At 68.8% G+C, this 20,040-nt stretch carries 20 protein-coding genes; 11 read left to right on the top strand and 9 right to left on the bottom strand.

Going from position 1 to position 20,040, the window contains the following annotated elements:
• The first annotated feature begins 41 nt into the window (after window positions 1–41).
• The 5 genes from C1706_RS13010 to C1706_RS12990 are packed head-to-tail and all read left to right on the top strand — an operon-like array spanning window position 42 to window position 4,925.
• Window positions 42–683: a bifunctional 4-hydroxy-2-oxoglutarate aldolase/2-dehydro-3-deoxy-phosphogluconate aldolase gene (locus C1706_RS13010; protein ID WP_206661139.1), complete on the top strand. Its 642-nt coding sequence runs from the start codon at window positions 42–44 to the stop codon at window positions 681–683.
• On the top strand, window positions 680–1,786 hold the full coding sequence (locus C1706_RS13005; RefSeq protein ID WP_206661140.1) for a sugar kinase: 1,107 nt from the start codon (window positions 680–682) through the stop codon (window positions 1,784–1,786). The genes C1706_RS13010 and C1706_RS13005 overlap by 4 nt, the downstream gene beginning before the upstream one ends.
• A gap of 16 nt (window positions 1,787–1,802) precedes the next feature.
• The gene (locus C1706_RS13000; RefSeq protein ID WP_129459674.1) at window positions 1,803–2,567 is read left to right on the top strand and encodes a 3-ketoacyl-ACP reductase; all 765 of its coding nucleotides are present in this window, start codon (window positions 1,803–1,805) and stop codon (window positions 2,565–2,567) included.
• 7 nt (window positions 2,568–2,574) lie between these two features.
• Complete coding sequence (locus C1706_RS12995; RefSeq protein WP_129459673.1) at window positions 2,575–4,620, top strand: FAD-binding protein; 2,046 nt, start codon at window positions 2,575–2,577, stop codon at window positions 4,618–4,620.
• A gap of 56 nt (window positions 4,621–4,676) precedes the next feature.
• A complete protein-coding gene (locus C1706_RS12990; protein WP_129459672.1) occupies window positions 4,677–4,925 on the top strand; it encodes a cupin domain-containing protein in 249 nt (82 codons plus the stop codon).
• 89 nt (window positions 4,926–5,014) lie between these two features.
• Here the strand turns inward: C1706_RS12990 and C1706_RS12985 are convergent, their stop codons facing one another.
• The 4 genes from C1706_RS12985 to C1706_RS12970 form a co-directional block, all read right to left on the bottom strand.
• The gene (locus C1706_RS12985; RefSeq protein ID WP_129459671.1) at window positions 5,015–5,260 is read right to left on the bottom strand and encodes a hypothetical protein; all 246 of its coding nucleotides are present in this window, start codon (window positions 5,258–5,260) and stop codon (window positions 5,015–5,017) included.
• Between the two features lie 242 nt (window positions 5,261–5,502).
• Complete coding sequence (locus C1706_RS12980; RefSeq protein WP_284690572.1) at window positions 5,503–6,066, bottom strand: NAD-binding protein; 564 nt, start codon at window positions 6,064–6,066, stop codon at window positions 5,503–5,505.
• Window positions 6,067–6,223: 157 nt separating this feature from the next.
• Complete coding sequence (locus C1706_RS12975; protein ID WP_129459706.1) at window positions 6,224–6,913, bottom strand: FadR/GntR family transcriptional regulator; 690 nt, start codon at window positions 6,911–6,913, stop codon at window positions 6,224–6,226.
• A gap of 2 nt (window positions 6,914–6,915) precedes the next feature.
• Window positions 6,916–8,058, bottom strand: a complete 1,143-nt coding sequence (locus tag C1706_RS12970) for an L-talarate/galactarate dehydratase (protein ID WP_129459669.1) — start codon at window positions 8,056–8,058, stop codon at window positions 6,916–6,918.
• Window positions 8,059–8,197: 139 nt separating this feature from the next.
• Between C1706_RS12970 and C1706_RS12965 the strand changes: the two genes are divergently transcribed.
• The 3 genes from C1706_RS12965 (at window position 8,198) to C1706_RS12960 (ending at window position 10,860) form a co-directional block, all read left to right on the top strand.
• On the top strand, window positions 8,198–9,424 hold the full coding sequence (locus C1706_RS12965; protein WP_241653571.1) for an NAD(P)/FAD-dependent oxidoreductase: 1,227 nt from the start codon (window positions 8,198–8,200) through the stop codon (window positions 9,422–9,424).
• 143 nt (window positions 9,425–9,567) lie between these two features.
• The gene (locus C1706_RS14100) at window positions 9,568–9,705 is read left to right on the top strand and encodes a hypothetical protein (protein ID WP_164987567.1); all 138 of its coding nucleotides are present in this window, start codon (window positions 9,568–9,570) and stop codon (window positions 9,703–9,705) included.
• 24 nt (window positions 9,706–9,729) lie between these two features.
• Window positions 9,730–10,860, top strand: a complete 1,131-nt coding sequence (locus C1706_RS12960; RefSeq protein ID WP_129459667.1) for an ABC transporter substrate-binding protein — start codon at window positions 9,730–9,732, stop codon at window positions 10,858–10,860.
• Between the two features lie 57 nt (window positions 10,861–10,917).
• Here the strand turns inward: C1706_RS12960 and C1706_RS12955 are convergent, their stop codons facing one another.
• From C1706_RS12955 to C1706_RS12935, 5 genes are all read right to left on the bottom strand, one after another.
• Window positions 10,918–11,493 carry a hypothetical protein gene (locus tag C1706_RS12955; protein WP_129459666.1) on the bottom strand — a complete coding sequence of 192 codons (576 nt, stop codon included), beginning with the start codon at window positions 11,491–11,493 and terminating at the stop codon, window positions 10,918–10,920.
• 179 nt (window positions 11,494–11,672) lie between these two features.
• Window positions 11,673–13,091: a tagaturonate epimerase family protein gene (locus C1706_RS12950; protein WP_129459665.1), complete on the bottom strand. Its 1,419-nt coding sequence runs from the start codon at window positions 13,089–13,091 to the stop codon at window positions 11,673–11,675.
• Between the two features lie 120 nt (window positions 13,092–13,211).
• Window positions 13,212–14,561 carry a Gfo/Idh/MocA family protein gene (locus tag C1706_RS12945; RefSeq protein ID WP_241653570.1) on the bottom strand — a complete coding sequence of 450 codons (1,350 nt, stop codon included), beginning with the start codon at window positions 14,559–14,561 and terminating at the stop codon, window positions 13,212–13,214.
• Between the two features lie 6 nt (window positions 14,562–14,567).
• Entirely contained in the window at window positions 14,568–15,359 is a 792-nt protein-coding gene (locus C1706_RS12940; protein WP_241653575.1) for a carbohydrate ABC transporter permease, read from the bottom strand.
• A gap of 136 nt (window positions 15,360–15,495) precedes the next feature.
• The gene (locus C1706_RS12935) at window positions 15,496–16,419 is read right to left on the bottom strand and encodes a carbohydrate ABC transporter permease (protein WP_129459662.1); all 924 of its coding nucleotides are present in this window, start codon (window positions 16,417–16,419) and stop codon (window positions 15,496–15,498) included.
• Window positions 16,420–16,870: 451 nt separating this feature from the next.
• On the opposite strand from C1706_RS12935, the gene C1706_RS12930 reads away from it, so the two are divergent.
• The 3 genes from C1706_RS12930 (at window position 16,871) to C1706_RS12920 (ending at window position 20,008) form a co-directional block, all read left to right on the top strand.
• Complete coding sequence (locus C1706_RS12930; protein ID WP_129459661.1) at window positions 16,871–17,914, top strand: LacI family DNA-binding transcriptional regulator; 1,044 nt, start codon at window positions 16,871–16,873, stop codon at window positions 17,912–17,914.
• A gap of 70 nt (window positions 17,915–17,984) precedes the next feature.
• A complete protein-coding gene (locus C1706_RS12925) occupies window positions 17,985–19,145 on the top strand; it encodes a Gfo/Idh/MocA family protein (protein ID WP_164987565.1) in 1,161 nt (386 codons plus the stop codon).
• A complete protein-coding gene (locus tag C1706_RS12920; protein ID WP_129459659.1) occupies window positions 19,142–20,008 on the top strand; it encodes a sugar phosphate isomerase/epimerase family protein in 867 nt (288 codons plus the stop codon). The genes C1706_RS12925 and C1706_RS12920 overlap by 4 nt, the downstream gene beginning before the upstream one ends.
• Window positions 20,009–20,040 lie beyond the last annotated feature (32 nt).

Below are 20,040 nucleotides of genomic sequence, written 5' to 3'. Positions count from 1 at the left end.
GATAGTGTGCTTTGGAAAGCGCTTGCCGTCTCGAGAGGACCGTGATGGACGCCCGTCTGTCTCCCATCGTTAGCCATTCTTTGATTCCGGTTGTCGTCATCGACGACGCCTACAGCGCCCCCGGCTTGGCCGACGCGCTGGTCGCCGGCGGCCTGCCGGTCGCGGAGGTCACCTTCCGCACCCCGGCCGCCGCTGAAGCGATCGCGCGCATGGCCACCAATCCCGACATCATTCTTGGCGCTGGCACCGTCCACACCGCCGAGCAGGTCGACCGCGCCGTCGAAGCTGGCGCCACCTACATCGTGTCCGCTGGCCTGAGCCCCGCCGTCGTGCGCCGCGCCCAGGAACTCGGCGTCGCCGTCCTGCCCGGGATCGCCACCGCCACCGAAATCGTCACCGCCCTCGATCTGGGCCTGGACGCCGTCAAGTTCTTCCCCGCAGAGACGTCCGGCGGCGTCCCGGCGATCAAGGCCCTCGCGGCACCCTTCCCGGACCTGACGTTCGTGCCCACCGGCGGCATCGGCCCCAAGAACATCGCCGACTACCTGGCCGTGCCCGCGATCCCCGCCTGCGGCGGCTCCTGGATGTGCCCGCGCGACGCCGTCAAGGCGGGCGACTTCGCCACCATCGAGCGACTGTGCCGTGAGGCCGTCGAACTCGTCACGTCGCTGAAGGGGGCCTGAGCATGGCGATCACCCTGCGGCCGGCCGAGGAGTGCCGCTACGACGTCGTCTCCCTCGGCGAGGTCATGCTGCGCCTGGATCCGGGCGCGAGCCGGATCCGCACCGCCCGTTCCTTTGACGTGTGGGAGGGCGGCGGCGAGTACAACGTGGCCCGCGGCCTGTCGCGCGCCTTCGGCCTGCGCGCCGGCGTCGTCACCGCACTCGTCGACAACGAGGTGGGCCATCTCGTCGAGAACATGATCCTGGCCGGTGGCGTGGACGCCAGCCACATCGTGTGGCGTCCCAGCGACGGCATCGGGCGAACCGTCCGCAACGGCCTGAACTTCACCGAGCGCGGCTTCGGTGTTCGCGGCGCCGTCGGGGTCTCCGACCGCGGTAACACTGCGGCGGCTCAACTGCGCCCCGAGGATGTCGACTGGGATTACCTGTTCGGGGAGTTGGGTGTCCGGTGGCTGCACACCGGCGGTATCTACGCGGCGCTCTCCACCGACGCCGCCGACACCGTCATCGCGGCCGTCACCGCCGCCAAGAAGTACGGCACGGTCGTCTCCTACGACCTCAACTACCGTCCCAGCCTGTGGAAGTCCATCGGCGGCCTGGAGAAGGCGCGCGAGGTCAACACCACCATCGCGCCCCACATCGACGTGATGATCGGCAACGAGGAGGACTTCACCGCCAGCCTTGGGCTGGAGATCGAAGGCGTCGACGAGAACCTCAGCGCGCTCCCCCTGGAGAGCTTCGCCGCGATGATCACGAATGCGGCCAAGGCCTACCCGAACTTCGGTGTCATCGCCACGACGATGCGCGGGGTCAAGACCGCCACGATCAACGACTGGGCGGCGATTGCCTGGTCTGCGGAGACTGGTGTGCTGCAGTCGACGCAGCGGCCAGGCCTGGAGATCTTCGACCGTGTCGGGGGCGGGGATTCCTTCGCGTCCGGTCTGGCGTTCGGCCTGCTCGACGGCCAGCCCCTGCAGACGGCCCTCGAATACGGTGCCGCCCACGGCGCGCTCGCCATGACCACGCCCGGCGACACGTCCATGGCCACCAAGGCTGAGGTCCTCAAGCTCGCCGGGGGCGGTAGCGCCCGCGTCGATCGCTGAGCGAAGGCTCACCATCATGAGCAAGGTCGCCCTGGTCACTGGCGGTAACCGCGGCATTGGCCGCGGGATCACCGAGGCGCTCCTGCGCGAGGGCTGGCGGGTGTCCATCATGGCGACCCGCCCCGCCCCGTCTGATGTGTTGGCCGATCTGGCGACGCTGGGAGAGGTGCGCTACACCCAAGGCAGCGTCGCGGACCTGGGCGACCATGCTCGTTATGTCGAGGAGACGCTCGCGGACTGGGGACGCATCGACGCCCTGGTCAACAACGCGGGCGTCGCCCCCTCCCAGCGCGACGATCTTCTCGACGCAACCCCGGACAGCTACGACCGCGTCATGGCGATCAACCTGCGCGGGCCCTACTTCCTGACCCAGAAGGTGGCCAACGTGATGATCGCCCAGGGCCCACCGGCCGAGGGCGAGATCACCGGGACCATCGTCAACGTGTCCTCGATCAGTGCCGACACTGTCTCCACCAACCGGGGTGAGTACTGCCTGTCGAAGGCTGGCGTGGGCATGGCGACCCAGTTGTGGGCGGTGCGACTGGCCCCCGAAGGCATCCTGGTCTATGAGGTGCGCCCCGGCGTCATCGCCACCGACATGACAGCCGGCGTCACCGAGAAGTACGACGCCTTCTTCGCCTCCGGCGCCGTGCCCATGCCGCGCTGGGGACGCCCCAGTGACGTCGGCGGCGCCGTCGCCCAACTGACCGCCGGACGCATGCCCTACTCGACCGGAGATGTCATCACCGTGGGTGGTGGCATGCAGATCAAGACCTTGTGAGGACGCCATGACCCACGCCGACTGGATCGACGCCCACGCCAGTGGCCACCTGAGTGTGGCAGGTCAATCCATCCCGATCGTCACCGCGAACACGGTCGTCGTCGGGACGGGAGCAGCGGGCTACTGCGCCGCGGACCGGCTCGTGATGCTGGGCCAGCGCGACGTGGTCATGGTGACCGACAAGCGGCGGGCGGGGGCGTCCCGCAACGCCGGGTCGGACAAGCAGACCTACTACAAGCTGACCCTGTCCGGCGCCGAGCCCGACTCGGTGCGCGAGATGGCCGAGACCCTGTTCTCGGGCGGCTCGATGGACGGCGACATCGCCCTGGCCGAGGCGGCCTGGTCGCCGCGGGCGTTCTTCCACCTGGTGGAGTCCGGCGTCCCGTTCCCGCACAACGCCTCGGGTGAGTACGTCGGCTACAAGACCGACCACGACCCGCGGCAGCGGGCCACCTCGGTGGGTCCGTACACCTCGCGCACCATGGTGGAGAAGCTCGAGGGACGCGTCCGCGACGGGCACCGCGTCGAGGTGCTCGACCTGTGCCGGGTCGTTGACCTGGTCGTCTCCGACGGGGCGGTGGTCGGGCTGCTGTGCGTCCGCCTGGACGTGGGCGCCGACCACCCGAGCCGCTTCCTGCTGCTGCGCTGCACCAACCTGGTCTACGCCACGGGCGGCCCGGCCGGCATGTATGCCGACTCGGTCTACCCCAACGGCCAGTGGGGCGCCAACGGCGCGGCGCTGCGCGCCGGCGTCCACGGCAAGAACCTCACCGAGTGGCAGTTCGGCCTGGCGTCGGTGCACCCGCGCTGGAACGTGTCGGGCACCTACATGCAGGCGCTCCCCCGCTTCGTCTCCACCGACGCCGACGGCGGCGACGCCCGGGAGTTCCTGGGCGAGTTCCTGCCCGACTACGGCGACCAGCTCACCCGGATCTTCCTGAAGGGCTACCAGTGGCCCTTCGACGTCCGCAAGGCGCCCGAGGGCAGTTCCCTGATCGACCTGCTGGTCTACCAGGAGACCAAGCTGCGCGGACGCCGCGTGTGGCTGGATTTCCGCTCCAACCCCGCCCGGGAGTCGTTCGACGCCTCGAAGCTGTCGGCTGAGGCCTACGCCTACCTCGAGGCGACCGGCGTCACCGAGCTGCGCGACAGCACGCCCATCCAGCGGCTGCAGCACATGAACCGGCCCGCCTACGAGTTCTACCTGCAGCGCAACCCGGGCGTCGACCTGGAGACCGACATGCTGGAGGTCGCCGTGTGCGCCCAGCACAACAACGGCGGGCTCGAGGTCGACCAGTGGTGGCAGTCGAACCTGGCCGGCTTCTTCCCGGTCGGCGAGGCGGCCGGAGCCCACGGCGTCTACCGCCCCGGCGGGGCGGCCCTGAACTCGGGCCAGGTCGGGGCCACACGGGCGGCGTCCTACATCGCCCAGGCGCGGCGTCAGGATCCGGTCGACGAGGGCACGTTCGCCGCGGCCGCCTCCCCCGTGGCCGAGCGGGCGGCGTCCCTGCTGAAGGACGCGTCCGCGCGGGCGGCGTCCGGACCGGACTCGACCGACGAACTGCTGACCCACGTGCGCAGGCTGATGAGCGACAAGGCCGGCGTCGTCCGGTCGCGAGAGTCGGTCGCCGAGGCGCGCGAGGAGATCACGCGGCTGCTGGGTGAGTACGACGCGACGATCGCCGCGGATCCCGAGAGCCGCCGCTCGGTGAGCCGGCTGTTCCTGATCCGGGACATCCTGACCAGCCAGTACGTCTACCTCAACGCCATGGAGCACTACGTCGACAGCGGCGGCCTGTCGCGCGGCTCGGTGCTGTACACCGACCCCGAAGGCACCCTCCCGACCGTGGACGCCGCGGTGACGGCCGAGCTGCCCGAACTGTTCCGGCTGCGGCTGGACGGCGGCAAGCTGGACGACGTGATCCAGGTGACGAGCTGGGACGGGGAGAACGCGCCGGAGTTCAGCTGGCGCGAGCGCCGCGCCGTCCCCGAGCAGACCGAGGCGTTCGAGAACACCTGGCGCACCTACCGCGAGAACAAGAACATCGGCTGAGCGTGCCGGCGGCGGGGCGACGCACCCGCCGCCGGACGCCTCGACAAGGGGACCCCATGCAGATCATCGCCCGCAGCGCGGACGTCGAGCCCGTCACCACCCCCGAGGGCGCCCAGCGCCGGCTGCTGAGCTACGTCGTCTCCGGCGACCTGACGCTGCTGATGGAGGGCACGCCCGACGAACACCTGACCACGGGCCCCAGCTACTACGTCCCGCCGAACGTCCCTCACGGCGTGATCATCCACGCCGACACGGTCCTGGTGGACGTCTTCACCCCCCAGCGCGAGGACTTCCTCCCCGCCTGACCGCTGAGGACTTCTCCCTACCTCGCCGAGGACTTCTAGTTAGCCCGCCGAGGACTTCCGCACTGACTGAGCGGGGCGACCCCAAGCGACTACCTGTCCTCGGGAGCCCAGGCCGTCTGATCGTCGCCGTCGAAGAACTCCTCGGGCTCCTCGGGGGCAGACGCCGCATTCAACGTGGCCTCAAGCACGGCGGCCAGTCGGATGAGCACCACGCCGATCACCAGCAGCATGGGCGCCGCGAACATCAGGACGGTGAGGAGCGAGCTGAACACCATCGTCGCCGTGGTGACCCACGGTGGCGTCGGCGTGGTCTGCTGAACGTTCGACCAAGCCATGGTGACACCGGCGTGGGCGAGCACGAGCACCGCCGCGGCGATGACGCAGTAGCGTCCCCCGGCGCGCAGTTGTGGGGGCCAAGTCAGTCATGATCCACGATATCGCCGCAGCGGCGGGAACGGCGCTCGAACCACCGGCGCGCGGTGGACGCCGGTGGCCCGAGCCGTGCGGCGGCGCCGGGAGGATCCCGTGGCCGCACGGCGTCCGGTCGGGGTAACGGGATCCCCGCCCGGAGTCTTGTTCAGCGCGGCAGTTCGGTGCCCGACAGCCGCTCGAAGTAGGACACCAGCGCGGAGTGGTCGCGGTCATCCTGACCGGACGCCGACAGCGCGGCCAGCATCTCCCGGACGGCCGCCGTCAAAGGAAGCGGAGTGGCCGTCTCGTGCCCGGTCGCCAGGGCGTTGTCCAGGTCCTTGGCGTGAAGTTCGACGCGGAAGCCGGGGTTGAACCCGCCGGCCAGCATCATCGGCCCCTTCGCCTTCATCACGTTCGAGCCGGCCAGGCCCCCGCCGATGGCGTCCAGCACCGCCGCCGGGTCGACCCCAGCGCGGTGCGCCAGCACCAAAGCCTCGCCGAGCACCGCGATGTTCACCGCGACGATGGCCTGGTTGGCCAGCTTGGCGACGTTGCCTGCACCGAGCGGACCCACCCGGGTCGCGCTCGCGCCCATCTGCAGCAGCACCGGCTTCAGCGCCTCGAACGCGGTCTCGTCGCCGCCGACCATGATCGCGAGCGTGCCGGCCACCGCGCCGGGCTCGGCGCCCGAGACGGGGGCGTCCAGCATCGTGATGCCGCGCTCGGCCAGCGCCTCGCCGATCTCCCAACCCGGCCGGCCACGTGCTCGACCGTCACCTCGCGCAGCCCCTGCTCCATCAGCTCGCCGTCCTCGGTGAGCGGCGTGACCAGCGCGGGGATGGCCCCCTGCGGCGTGAACGGCACGGCGCCCCTCCCGGGCGCGGCGCTCACGGCCGCAACCTCGACTTCGAGTTCGACAGGTGCAGCCGCATCGCCGCGGCGGCGGCGAGCGGGTCGGAGCGCTGGATCGCGGCCACGACCTGGGCGTGCTCGGCCAGCACCGTGGCCAGGTGGGACGCCGAGGTCAGGGCGCTGTTCTCGTCCAGCCCGGTGCGCTGCAGCAGGATCATGCGGGGCCCCAGCTCCTCCAGCGCCCCCAGGAACAGCCGGTTGTTGGTCGCCTGCGCGATCGCCAGGTGGAACGCGAAGTCGGCGCGCACGGCCTTCTCCGGCTCGCCGCCGACCGAGGCGAAGGCGTCCAGCGCGCGCTGGATGGCGAGCAGCTGGGTCTCGGAGCGCCGGGTGGCGGCGTGGGCGGCGATCTCGGACTCCACGCCCACCCGGTACTCGATCAGGTCCACGACGTCGCGGCGGGACGCAACCTGCTTGAGCAGCCCGTCGGCCGGCTCGGCCGGGATGGACAGCACGAAGCTGCCGCGCCCCTGGAAGCTCTCGACGAGCCCGCCGGCGCGCAGCTGCTGCAGCGCCTCCCGGACGACCGTGCGGCTGACGCCGAACTCCTCGGTGAGGCCGGCCTCGGTCGGGACCTGGCTGCCGGCCGGCATCGCGCCGGAGAGGATCCTCCCGCGCAGCTCGTCGGCGATCTCGCTGGCCAGCCCCCGCGGCGCCTCCTGCATGGTCACACCCCCACCGCGTCGCGGACGCCGAACGTCGCCGTGTCGACCGTCCAGGCGCGGCACTGGTCGGACAGCGTGATGCCCAGCCCGGGTCGGTCGGGCACGATCATGCGGCCGTCGCGGGTCTCGAGCCGCTCCTCGAACAGCGGGTCCAGCCAGTCGAAGTGCTCCACCCAGGGCTCGCGCGGGTAGGAGGCGGCCAGGTGGAGGTGGATCTCCATCGCGAAGTGCGGGGCAAGGTCAAGCCCGGCCGCGTCGGCGAGGGTGACCAGGCGCAGGAACGCGGTGATGCCGCCAACGCGGGGAGCGTCGGGCTGGATGATGTCGGCAGCGCGCGCGTCGATGAGCCGGACGTGCTCGGCGACGCTGGCGAGCATCTCGCCGGTGGCGATCGGGGTGTCGAGCCGGCGGGCGCGCTCGGCGTGGCCCTCGGCGTCGTAGGCGTCCAGGGGCTCCTCGATCCAGACCAGGTCGTAGTCCTTGAAGCGGCGGCCCATGCGCAGCGCGGTGGCGCGGTCCCACTGCTGGTTGGCGTCCACCATCAGCGGGGCGTCGCCGATCGCCGAGCGGACGGCCTTCAGTCGGGCCATGTCGACGCCGCGGTCGGGGTGGCCGACCTCGATCTTGATGCCGCCGATGCCGTCGGCCAGCGAGCGCTGGGCCCGCTCGCAGACCTCCTCGATCGGCGCGTTGAGGAAGCCGCCGGAGGTGTTGTAGGTGCGCACCGAGTCGCGGTACGGCCCGATGAGCTTGGCCAGCGGCAGGCCGGCGCGCTTGGCCTTGAGATCCCAAAGGCAGACGTCGATGGCGGCCAGCGCCTGCGTGGCCACGCCCGAGCGCCCCACGGACGCCCCCGCCCACAGGAGCCGGTCGTACACGCGCGGGATGTCGCTGGGATCCTCCCCGATGAGCAACGGCGCCACCTCGCGGGCGTGGGCGAACTGGGCGGGCCCGCCGGCGCGCTTGGAATAGCTGAACCCGACGCCGCCGAACCCCTGCTCGGTGGTGATCTCGCAGAACAGGAACGCCACCTCGGTCATCGGGCGCTGCCGGCCGGTGAGGACCTTCGCGTCGCTGATGGCTGTGCGCAGTGGCAGGATGACCTGCGACAGGGTGACGCTGCGGATCACGTCAGAGGCGGGCATCGATGGCTCCTCCTGATGGGCGATGCGATTCATCGCACAAGTGAGCTACTTGTTATACAACTGGTGCGGGCACTGGAATCCCCCTACGCTGGGGAGCGCTCCGGCCGCGCGGACGCGGCCACGACCCTGGGAGGCGAACGTGACCCGGTACGTGATCATCGGCGGAGGGCTCGGCGGCGCGAAGGCGGCCGAGGCCCTGCGCGAACTGGACGGCTCGGCGCAGATCACCCTCGTCGCCGGCGAACGGGCGCTCCCCTACGAGCGCCCGCCGCTGTCGAAGGAGTTCCTGCAAGGCACCAAGACCCTCCCCGAGTTCACGGTCTTCGAGGCGTCCTGGTACGCCGACAACGAGGTCGCGCTGCGGCTGGGCCAGTTCGCCACCGGCCTGGACGCCTCCGCCCGCGTCGTCGAACTCTCCGACGGTTCCAGCCTGAGCTACGACGGCCTCGTGCTCGCCACCGGCTCGCGCCCGCGCTCGCTGCGCGTCCCCGGCGTCGCGCGCCCGGGCGTCCAGACACTGCGCACCATCGAGGAGAGCCAGCAGCTCCGCGACGCCATCCTGACCCTGGCGCGGGACGGGCGCCGCCTGGTGATCGTCGGCAGCAGCTGGATCGCCCTCGAGGTGGCCGCGAGCGCCCGCACACTGGGGGCCGAGGTGAGCATCATCGCCCGCGGCGACCACGTGCTGGAGGCGCTGGGGCCCGAGTGGGGCGAGCGGTTCGCCGCGCTGCACCGCGATCACGGCGTCGACCTGCGCTTCAACGCCGAGGTGTCCTCCATCGACGGCGAGGGCCCCTCGGGTCCGGTCGCCGGCGTGACGCTGCGCGACGGCGCCGCCCTGGCCGCCGGGCACGTGCTGCTGGCCATCGGCGCCGAGCCGCGGGTCGAGCTGGCCGAGCACGCGGGCCTCGCCCTGGACGACGGCGTCCTGGTGGACGCCGGGCTGGCCTCCAGCGACCCGGCGATCACCGCGGTGGGCGACATCGCCAACGCGGAGAACGTCTTCCTGGGCCACCGGTTGCGCGTCCAGCACTGGGCGGCGGCGCTGAAGGATCCGGACTTCGCCGCCCGGACGCTCGTGGGCGACGAGGCCGCGCTCGACACCATCCCCTACTTCTTCACCGACCAGTACGACTGGGGCCTGGAGTTCCGCGGCGAGATCCCGGCCGAGCACCGCTTCGTGCAGCGCGGCCCCGACGACGCCTGCCTCACGTTCTGGCTGGACGCCGGCGGCGTCCCGAGGGCCGCGCTCAACCTCAACCTGTGGGACGACAGCGAGGCGATCGAGGCGCTGCTGCGCGCCCAGCGTCCGGTGGATGCCGCGGCGCTGGCCGACCCGAAGGTGCCGCTCGCGGACCTCGCCTGACCAGCGCCCGCGTCCCGACACCGCTGTGGCCAGGGCGGACGGTCGTGATCGAACAGAGACCTCATAACGTTGATCCTGAAACGTGGGTAAGCGCTATCCTCGAAGGAGAGACCACCCGCCAGGCTACGAAGGGACATCGCACCATGGCATCCAGCAAGAAGATCCTGCTCTCCGTCGTCACCCTCGGGCTGGGGGCCTCCCTGGCGCTGAGCGGGTGCGCGGGCGGCACGCCCCAGGCGTCCAAGCAGCCCGGCGATAAGACGGTCATCCGCTTCGCCTAGTGGGGCAACGACACCCGCAACAAGATCACCAACCAGGTCATCGAGGCCTACGAGAAGGCCAACCCCGACGTGGACATCGTGGGCGAGTCCACCGACGGCGGCAGCTACTGGGACAAGGTGGCCACGCAGGTGGCCGCCAACGACATGCCCGACGTGATCCAGATGGACGAGAAGTACATCTCCGAGTACGGCAAGCGCGGCGCGCTGATGGATCTCTCCTCGATCAACACCGCCGACTTCGCCGAGGGCACCGTGGAGCTGGGCAAGGTCGGCGAGAAGCTCGTCGGCATCAACATCGGCGTCAACGCCCCCGCCCTGGTCGCCAACCCGAAGGTCTTCGCCGACGCCGGCGTCGAGATGCCGGACGACGCGACGTGGACGTGGGACGACTTCCACAAGGTCGCCAAGCAGATCAGCGAGAAGGGCAACGGCCAGACCTGGGGCTCGGTCAACGTGATGAGCGTGGACTCCACCCTCAAGGCATGGCTGCGCCAGCACGGCAAGGAGCAGTGGACCGCCGACGGCCAGGGCTACGAGGCGGCCGACGTCGCGAGCTTCTACGCGTGGGGCAAGAGCCTGCCCGACGACGGCACCTTCCCCCCGGCGTCCGTCACCAGCGAGGACGAGGGCAAGGCGCTCGACCAGACCCTGATCGCGCAGAGCAAGGTCGGCATGGGCACGCTGTGGTCGAACCAGATCAACGCGATGGACAAGGCGTCCGGCCAGGACATGGCCCTGCTCCGCCTGCCCAGCCAGACCGGCCAGGCCAAGGACGTCGGCCTGTGGTACAAGGCGTCGATGTACTGGAGCGCCTCGGCCCGCACCAAGAACGCCGACGAGGTCAAGAAGTTCATCGACTACCTGTCCAACTCGACCGAGGCCGGCGCCATCCTCGGCACCGAGCGCGGGCTGCCGCCGAACCTGAAGGTCCGCGAGGCGATCTCGGAGAAGTTCAGCGCGTCCGACAAGAAGGTCGTCGCCTTCATGGAGAAGATCGAGCCGGAGCTCGGCCCGACCGCGGTGGTTCCCCCGCAGGGCGGTGGCCAGAGCCCCGACATCCAGAAGCGCCACGCGCAGAACGTCTACTTCAACCGCGGCACCCCCGAGGCGGAGGCCAAGGCCTTCTACGACGAGGTCAAGAGCGGCATCAAGTAATCCGCCGCGCGGCGAGGGCTCCCGGTCGACCGATCGGGAGCCTCGTCGCGTCCGCGGTCAGCTGGTCTTGAGCAGTTCTTCGTAGCGGCGCGCGTGCAGCTCGGCCGGCGTCGGGGACACGGTCGCCTCGACGGCGTCGAGCTCCCCCAGCGTCTGCGCCGAGAACGCGATGCCGGCCCCGGCGAAGGCGTCGCGGCCCGCCTCGAAGTCCTCCTCGTCCAGCGCGTTGGCGTACACGCACGCCTCGGCCAGCGTGGCGGCGGGCGAGAGGTCGAACTGGCCCTCCGAATCGAACGTGACGATCGGGGCCCCCTGGACGCCGTCGGCTTCGGCCCGGCCCTCGAGCCAGTAGCCGTACGCGCGGCCCTCGCCGTCGCGGGCGACCCAGACCGCCCGCGCCAGCACCTCGTCGATCGCGGCGAGGTTGGCCGCGATGTCCGGGTCGGCGCGCTCCTCCTCGCTCAGGTAAGAGGTGTCGTTCACGTCGTCCGACCCGGGCAGCAGCGGTTCTGCCTCGAGGTCGTCGAAGGGCGTCTCCTCGCCCTCGGCGGCGCCGGCCACCAGCAGGCGCAGGTCGGCGGGCAGGTCGTGGCCGCGCAGAACCTGCTGCTGGAAGTCCTCGGTCGCGCTCATCGGCGTCTCCGTCTCCGCGTGGCTCGGGGGGTCCTGACGGTCAGGGGGTGTCCACGCTGGGCATCAACTTAGCGGCGACCGGCGCGCGGGACACGCGGCGCACCCTGCCGACGCGTCGCACCGGGGAACGCGCACGGCCCCGGTCCTCGAGGGGACCGGGGCCGTGCCGTTGAGGCGGATCAGCGCTTGCCGAAGGGCGCGATGTGCGCGATGAAATGCTCCTTCATCAGCGCCGCGTACTCGTCCTCGTGGGTGTTGAGCAGGTCCTTGATCTGGACCCCGTACTCGTCGAGGACGGCGCCGTAGCCCACGTGCATGACCTGGCGGGACTCCAGCGCGGTGACCAGCTCGCCGACCTTGTCGTCGGGCACGTCGGTGGGGATGCGCGTGGTGTCGCAGGACAGGTGGTAGCTGTGGCGGTTCTCCTCGAAGCTCTCCAGCGACAGCTTCAGGATGTCGCGCAGCAGCTGCGGGTCGTGGGCGGCGACGATGCGCAGCGCCTCGATCCAGCTGGTGCCGGCGGTCTTCAGGTGCGCCACACCCCGGGTGGCCTCGACGAAGGAGGGGTAGATCGAGAACTTGTCCGAGCCCGAGTGCAGCGACAGCTTGTACGGGCCGAGCACGCGCGCGATCTCGGCGTGGTCGGAGAAGTTCTTGGCCAGCGCCTCGCGGTCGCCGATGTACTCCACGCCCTTCTCGAACTGGCCGACCCAGCGGGGCGCGAAGCTGATGAGCTCCACCCCGTTGCGCTGCAGCTCCTTCACCACGACGACGTGCTCGACCAGCGTGGTCGGCTTGTCGGTCTCGTCGATGGCGAACTCGAGCTCGTGCTCGACGCCCAGCCCCTCGACGTGGTTGATCAGCTGCAGGCCGCGCACCAGCGCGGGGCCGGCCTTGGCGACGGCGCGGAGGACGGACTCCTCGTCCAGGGTCAGCGGGCCGGACTCGAGCTCGATGGTCTGCCCGGCGTAGCGGGAGACGATGTCGTCGGCCGAGGTGTCCAGCGAGCTGAGGTCGATGGCGGCGGCCTTGCTCCGCACCGTCGCCTCGTCGTCGTCGTGGGCGGCCATGTCCATCTCGTCGCCCGGGTCGATCGTGAAGAAGACGAAGCCCGCCTCGGCGCACTCGCTCAGCGACTCCTCGGTCTTCTGGTGGTCGGCGTCGGCGCCCACGCCTCCGGTCCAGCCCTCCTGGAAGGCGCCCCAGGTGGCGTCGTCGAGGACGTTGCGCGGCGTGCGGTGGGTGCGGCCCATCTCGCGGGTCGACTGCTGCGCGAAGACCGGGTTCACTCCTGCGACGTCCTTGAACGCTTGCACATGCCCCGGGGTGGCCAGGCCGAGACGGTCGCCGGTGCCGGCCGAGGTCTCCAGCCCCCAGCGGCGAGGTTTCAGCCACGGCAGCACCGACCGCAGCGCGGCCGCATTCTCCCCCGTGGCGGGAGCCACGAACGCATCCCCGTCCCTGCGACCGCTGAACGCCGCCGTCAAGGACTCGGGGGCGCCCGTGATCACCAGCGATTGGCTACGGTCGTCGTTGCGCTGCAGCCTGAACTCGGCGCCCTCATAGGAGACGCGCGAGGCCGCGTAGTCGGTGCTCATGTCAGTACCTTTCTGGTGGATGTTGTCCGTGCGTGAGACGACGCAAGGCCGAGCAACGAGGCAGGACGCCGAAAGCTCACGTCGCGCAAACGTGTGAAGCCTCGGCGCCGCCCCGAACTCTCACCGCGTCAAGGGGATCCCCAGTTCGTCAGGGGTCACGGCCTTACCGGTTGCGAGGGACTCGTTGCCGCAGATGCCAACCGCGATCGCCCGCAGGCCATCGACATAATCCGAGGGGCGACCCAGCGGATCCGGGCCTGGACCGTTGAAGACATCCGACAACAGGAGCGCATCCCCGCCGCCGTGGCCGCCGGTCCCCTCGGGAATGGGCACCTCGTAGGCGGCCTCGAAGTGCCGCTGGACGGTGAGCCGCTCCCCCTTGTCGCGGGCCCCCACTGCGTCGGCCATGGCCGAGGGGTCGACGATGACCTTGCCGGCGGCGTCCACACTGATCCGAGCACGCTCGATGACCTCGAGTTCAGCCCGGCCCAGCGTCCCGTTGACGGCCACTCGGTACCCCTCCCACGGGCTGTGGGCGTTCAACGCGTACGACAAGGTCGGCCCGCCTTGATACTCGACGATCACCGCGAGGTTGTCCTCTGTCGTGACGCCTGGGGCGAACACGTCTTGGTCGCGCAGGTAGCCGTCGTAGTGCTCGTTGTCCAGGTAGAGCGCCGCCAGACGGGGATCATCGCGCAGGTCCAGTTCGAAGGGGCCATGCTCCCCTTCATGGGTGCCTCGGGGCGGACGCGGCGGCAGCCCGCGCGACGCCGCAGCCTCGGCGCCATAGAACTTCACCCCTCCGCTGGCGAACACTCGTCGGGGAACGTCGGCCAACCACCAGTTGATCAGGTCGAAGTGGTGGCTTGCCTTGTGAATCAGCAGCCCCCCTGAGTTGGCCTTGTCTCGGTGCCAGCGGCGGAAGTAGTCCGCGCCGTGGGCCGTGTCGAGCACCCATTCGAAGGTCATGGAGAGCGGCGTCCCGATGACTCCTGAAGCGAGGAGTTCCTTCAGCGCCGAGTTGCGTGGGCTGTAGCGGTAGTTGAACGTCACCACCACCTGATGCCCCGTCTCCTCCACCGCAGCCACGATGGCCTGCGCGGAGGGGGCATTGATGGTGAGGGGCTTTTCAACCACGACGTCAACACCGGCCCGCAGCGCGCGGACGATCATCTCGGCGTGGGTGTAATCCGGGCTGGTGATGACGACCCGACCCAGCCGCTGGTCGGCGATCATCGCCTCAAGGTCGGCAGGACCGTAGAGGGCGATGGTGTCCGGCGCGTAGCCGTACTCGGTTACCATCCGGTCTCGGTGGTAGGCCGCCCGGCCGGGGTTGCTGTCGGCGATCGCCACGAGCGTGGCGATGTCGCGGTGAGCACCCCCGATCGCGTCGGTGTACATCTGAGCACGGTGCCCGGCACCGATGAGGCCATAGCGCTGCATGGAAACTCGATTCTCCTTGACTGGCACGACCGGCTACTTGATCCCGGTGGTGGCGATGCCGCGGATGAGGAACCGCTGCCCGAAGAGGAAGACCAGGAAGACGGGGATGAGTGACACCACGCTCATCGCGAACATGGCACCCCAGTTCGACCCGCCCGTGGAGTCCAGGAAGGACTTCAAGGCGATCGGGACGGTGAACATCTCCGGCTTGGTCAGATAGATCAGCGAGCTGAAGAAGTCGTTCCAGGTCCAGATGAAGGTGAAGATCACCGTCGTGGCAATAGCAGGGGTCATGAGCGGCATGATGACGTTGAAGAAGATCCGCCAATGGCCACAACCGTCGATACGGGCCGCCTCATCCAGCTCCCGCGGCAATCCTCGAATGAACTGCACCATCAAGAAGACGAAGAAGGCGTCCGTGGCGAGGAGCTTTGGCAAAATCAAGGGAAGGAACGTGTTCAGCCAGCCGAACTGGGAGAACATGATGTATTGCGGAACGATGATGACGTGCATGGGCAGCATGATCGTCAGCAACATGATGCCGAAGAAGATGTTCTTGAACTTGAACTTCAGGCGGGCGAACGCATAGGCGGCCAGCGAGCAGGAGATGACATTCCCCAGGATGCACCCCAAAACGAGGATCACCGAGTTGAGGAGGTAGTGGCCGAACGGGTACTGCAGGGCGTTCCAGCCTTCGGTGTAGTTCTCGGTGTGCAGCCCGGTGAGGACCAGCCCGGACTCGCGGAAGATCTCGTCGGTGGGGCGGAAGGAACTGACCAGCATCCACAGGAGGGGGTAGATCATGAGCAGCGCGGCCGCGATCATCAGCACGTGCTTGATGACCGACTTGATACTCGAACCGACGCGTCCGCGTCGCCGCACCGCATGGACATCAGCTGCGCCCCCCTCATCGAGGTGGACGTCGTTGTCGAGGACAGCCTGCGCGCTGTCGGCGTGTCGATCAGTCATCGTAGAACACCCAATACTTAGAGACGTAGAAGTTCACAGCGGTCAAGACGCCGATGATGATCAGCAGCAGCCACGCCATGGCGGACGCGTACCCCATATCGAAGTTGGCGAAGCCCTTCTGGTACAGGTACAGCGTGTAGAACATCGTGGAATCGGAGGGGCCGCCCGTGCCACCGGAGACGATGAACGCCTGCGTGAACGACTGGAAGGCGCCGATGATCTGGAGCACAAGGTTGAAGAAGATGATGGGGCTGAGCAGCGGCATCGTGATCCGCCAAAATTGCGTCCACTTGGAGGCGCCGTCCACCGCGGCTGCCTCGTAGTACATGGTGGGGATCTGACGCAGGCCCGCAAGGAAGATGATCATCGGGGAGCCGAAGGTCCAGATGTGCAACAAGATGATGGTGCCGAGCGCGGTGTCGGGATTGGAGATCCAGCCCGGAAGATCAGTGAAGCCCAGTCCCATCAAGACCTGGTTGACCAGGCCGGAGGTGCCGAAGATCTGGCGCCACAAGATCGCGATGGCCACCGAGGAGCCCATCAGCGACGGCAGGTAGAACACCGAGCGATAGAACGGGAGCCCCCGCATGCCCTGGTTCAGCAGTACCGCAATGGCCAGCGCCAAGGCGAGTTGGAGCGGTGTCGAGACGAAGACGTAGGTAAACGTCACCCGCAGCGAATTCAGTAGCCGAGGATCGGCGAGCATTCGCTCGTAGTTGCGCGCGCCGATCCACTCCGGCGGGGACAGGAGGCTGTAGTCGGTGAAGGAAAGGTACAAGGAGGCAAGCATCGGGCCGATAGTGATGAGGACAAGGCCGATCAGCCAAGGCGACAAGAACAAATACCCGGCGACATTGTCGGGCGTTTCTTCCTTACCTCGGCCTCGGAGCTTGCCGAGTTCGCTGAGAGCACTCATGGCTTCTCCTCCTGCGATGTGCGGCTCGTTGGGTACGGGCAGAGTGGGGACCTCGGGTGGACGTGAATCATGGGCCCACCTGCGGCCTTCAGTGCATGTGAGTTGGCCCGCGATCTCACCATCGAGATCGATTGCCGCATCAGGGGCGGACTCACGTCCAAAGAACCAGATCTTGCGCTGCGCGCATCTGAATCACGCAGAAGCTACCACCGCGCGAGAGTTTCGCTAGAGGTGTTGCGCACGGTTCCATGAGACGGATCTCATGGCCGACCGTGGGGCTCGCGAGGATCGACACGGAGGGCCCCTTGCTCTCGTGGCAAGCCGACTCCAGTGACGGCAAGCGCTTACCGAGAATGTAGGGGTACCCCCGGGCCCCGTCAAGGAGATCCTCGATTGCCGCACACTCACCGGGTCGTTAGGGTGCAGGCGTCGGCCCGCCGAAGGGAGGACCATGGCCCGCACCACACGCAGCGCCCCCACACTGAGCGATGTCGCCCGACACGCCGGAGTGTCGTTGGCGACCGCCTCACGGGCGATCAACGGCTCGGAGACCCGCACCGTCGGAGAGGAACTGCGCCGCCGGGTCATCGATTCGGCCCAGTCTCTTGGCTACGCCCCCAACGCCAACGCCCAGGCGATGGCCCGGGGCGCGACCCGCACCATCGGAGTCGTCGTCCACGACCTCACCGACCCCTATTTCGCCGAGATTGCCGACGGCATTGCGACTGCGGCAACCGAACACAAGCTCTTCTTGACGCTGGCCACAACCGGAAACAAGATCGAGGCCCTGGGCGACATGGTCACCGCACTGGACTCCATGCGCGTGCGTGCCATCATCTTGGTCGGCGCCCGCTGGAAAGACCCCGACCTGCACCGCGGGCTCCACACCTCGATCGAGCAATACGTCAGGCGCGGCGGCAGAGTGGTGGCCCTCGGTATGGACTTCCCCGGCGTCGACTGCGTACACATCGACAACGAGGCGGGCGCGAGCGCGTTGGCCGAGGCCCTGGTGGGGCGCGGCTATCGGCGCCCGCTGCTCTTGGCGGGCCCTGAACGCCACTCGACCGCGGCCGCTCGTGCCGCCGGGTTCGCGGCCCGCATGGCCGAACTCGGCCACCCGATACCCCCCACACATCGCATCGGGTCGGACTTCACCCGCACGGGCGGGACCATCGGCATGCGACTGGCCATCGAGGCGGGCCTCGACTACGACGTCGTCGTCGCCACCAGCGACGTGATGGCCCTGGGCGCCCTCCACGAGGCGAGCCGATCAGGGGTCCAGATCCCCACCGATGTTGGACTGACGGGCTTTGGTGACGTGTCGACCCTTATCGACGTTCGCCCCAGCCTGTCCACGGTCCACGTTCCCACCAGGCAACTCGCCAGGCTGGGGCTCGACCTGGCCCTGCATGGCCCCGGCGACGGCAACGGTTCGGTAACCGTCGAGGCGATCCCCGTGCTGCGCGACTCCACCCCGCCTCGCACGGGGGCCTAAACACCCTCCCCCACGGGCGGCGCTCATGCTAGCCTCTGGGAAAGCGCATTCCTCAGAGAAGAGGTCCGACATGGGAACCACGAAGCTGACCATTGCCATGAACGGCGTCACCGGACGCATGGGCTACCGCCAGCACCTCCTGCGATCCATCCTCCCGTTGCGCGAGGAAGGCCTGACGCTGGCCGACGGCACGCGCGTCGAGGTCGAGCCGATTCTCGTCGGACGCCGCCCCGAGACCCTGGCCGCGCTCGCGAAGCAGCACGGCATCGCACGCTGGGAGACCGACCTTGCCGCAGTGCTCGCGGACCCGCAGGTCGACATCTACTTCGACGCCCAGGTGACCTCCCAGCGCAAGGCAGCACTCACCGCCGCCATGCAGGCAGGCAAGCACGTCTTCACTGAGAAGCCCACCGCTGAAACACTCGAGGAAGCGGTCGAACTCGAACGGGTGCGCGCAGCCGCCGGGGTGACGGCCGGTGTCGTCCACGACAAGCTCTATCTCCCCGGCCTGGTCAAACTGCGCCGACTCGTCGAGGAAGGCTTCTTTGGACGCATCCTGTCCCTGCGTGGCGAGTTCGGGTACTGGGTCTTCGAAGGGGACCACCAGCCCGCGCAGCGGCCGAGTTGGAACTACCGCAAGCAAGACGGTGGCGGTATGACGATCGACATGTTCTGCCACTGGAACTACGTGATGGAAGGCATCATCGGCAAGGTCGAGGCCGTCACAGCGAAGGCCGTCACCCACATTCCGACCCGCTGGGACGAGCAGGGTCAGCCCTACGAGGCGACCGCCGACGACGCCGCCTACGGCATCTTCGAACTCCGCACCCCACAAGGCGATCCCGTCATCGCGCAGATCAACAGTTCCTGGGCCGTGCGCGTCCACCGTGACGAACTGGTCGAGTTCCAGATCGACGGGACCCACGGCTCGGCCGTCGCAGGGCTGTTCTCCTGCGTCGCCCAGCAGCGCGCCCACACACCCAAGCCCGTGTGGAACCCCGATATCCCCACCACCGAGCGCTTCCGCGAGCAATGGCTCGATGTCCCCGCCAACGCCGACCTGACCAACGGGTTCCGGGCCCAATGGGAAGAGTTCCTCAGCGATGTCGTCACCGGACGCCCGCACCGCTACGACCTGCTCTCGGCCGCCCGCGGCGTCCAGTTGGCCGAGAATGGCTTGAAGTCCTCTGCCGAGGGCCGCCGGATCGAGATGGAAGCGCTGCAGGCATGACCTACCGGCTCTCGCTCAACACGGCGACGACGAAACACTGGACGCTGGAGCAGGCCGTCGCAGGCGCCCAGCACGCGGGTCTGGAAGCGGTGGGCCTGTGGCGCGATCGCGTCGCCGAGGCGGGCCTGGAGAACGCCGCCAGGATCGTCCGCGACGCAGGGCTGCGGGTCAGTTCGCTGTGCCGGGGCGGGTTCTTGTCGGCCGCAGACCCGGAGGGCATCGCCGCGGCGCTGGAGGACAATCGCTTGGCCATCCGCGAGGCTCAGGCCCTGGGCACGCACGAGTTGATCATGGTGGTGGGCGGCCTGCCCGCCTGCTCGGGACCTTCGTCGGCGGCGATCCCCGACGGCGACAAGGACATCGTGGCGGCGCGGCGCCGCGTCAGCGAGCGGATCGGTGAACTGGTGGGCTACGCCCGCGAGCACGGCGTCCGGCTCGTCCTGGAGCCCCTACACCCGATCTTCGCCGCCGATCGGGCGGTGCTCTCTACCCTGGGGCAGTGCCTCGATGTGGCGGCAGAGTTCGCACCCCAGGAGGTGGGCGTCGTGGTGGACACCTACCACGTGTGGTGGGATCCGCAGTTGGCCGACATGATCGCCCGAGCCGGGCGCGAGGGACGCATTGCGTCCTATCAGATCTGCGATTGGACGCTCCCCCTGGCCGCCGACGCCTTGCTGTCGCGCGGTCATGTCGGGGACGGCTACATCGACTTCCCCACGATCACCCATTGGGTTACCGAGGCGGGCTACACCGGCGACATCGAAGTCGAGATCTTCAACGAGGCGATCTGGGACACTCCCGGGGAGCAAACGCTGACCACGATGAAGGAGCGCTACGACCTGCTGGTCGCCCCCTACCTGTGAGGCTTAAGCCGGGTACAGTTCCTCCATGCTCG

It is taken from the genome of Propioniciclava flava (assembly GCF_004126535.1).
Lineage (GTDB): Bacteria > Actinomycetota > Actinomycetes > Propionibacteriales > Propionibacteriaceae > Propioniciclava > Propioniciclava flava.
This window is presented reverse-complemented; position numbering and strand designations above follow the sequence as displayed.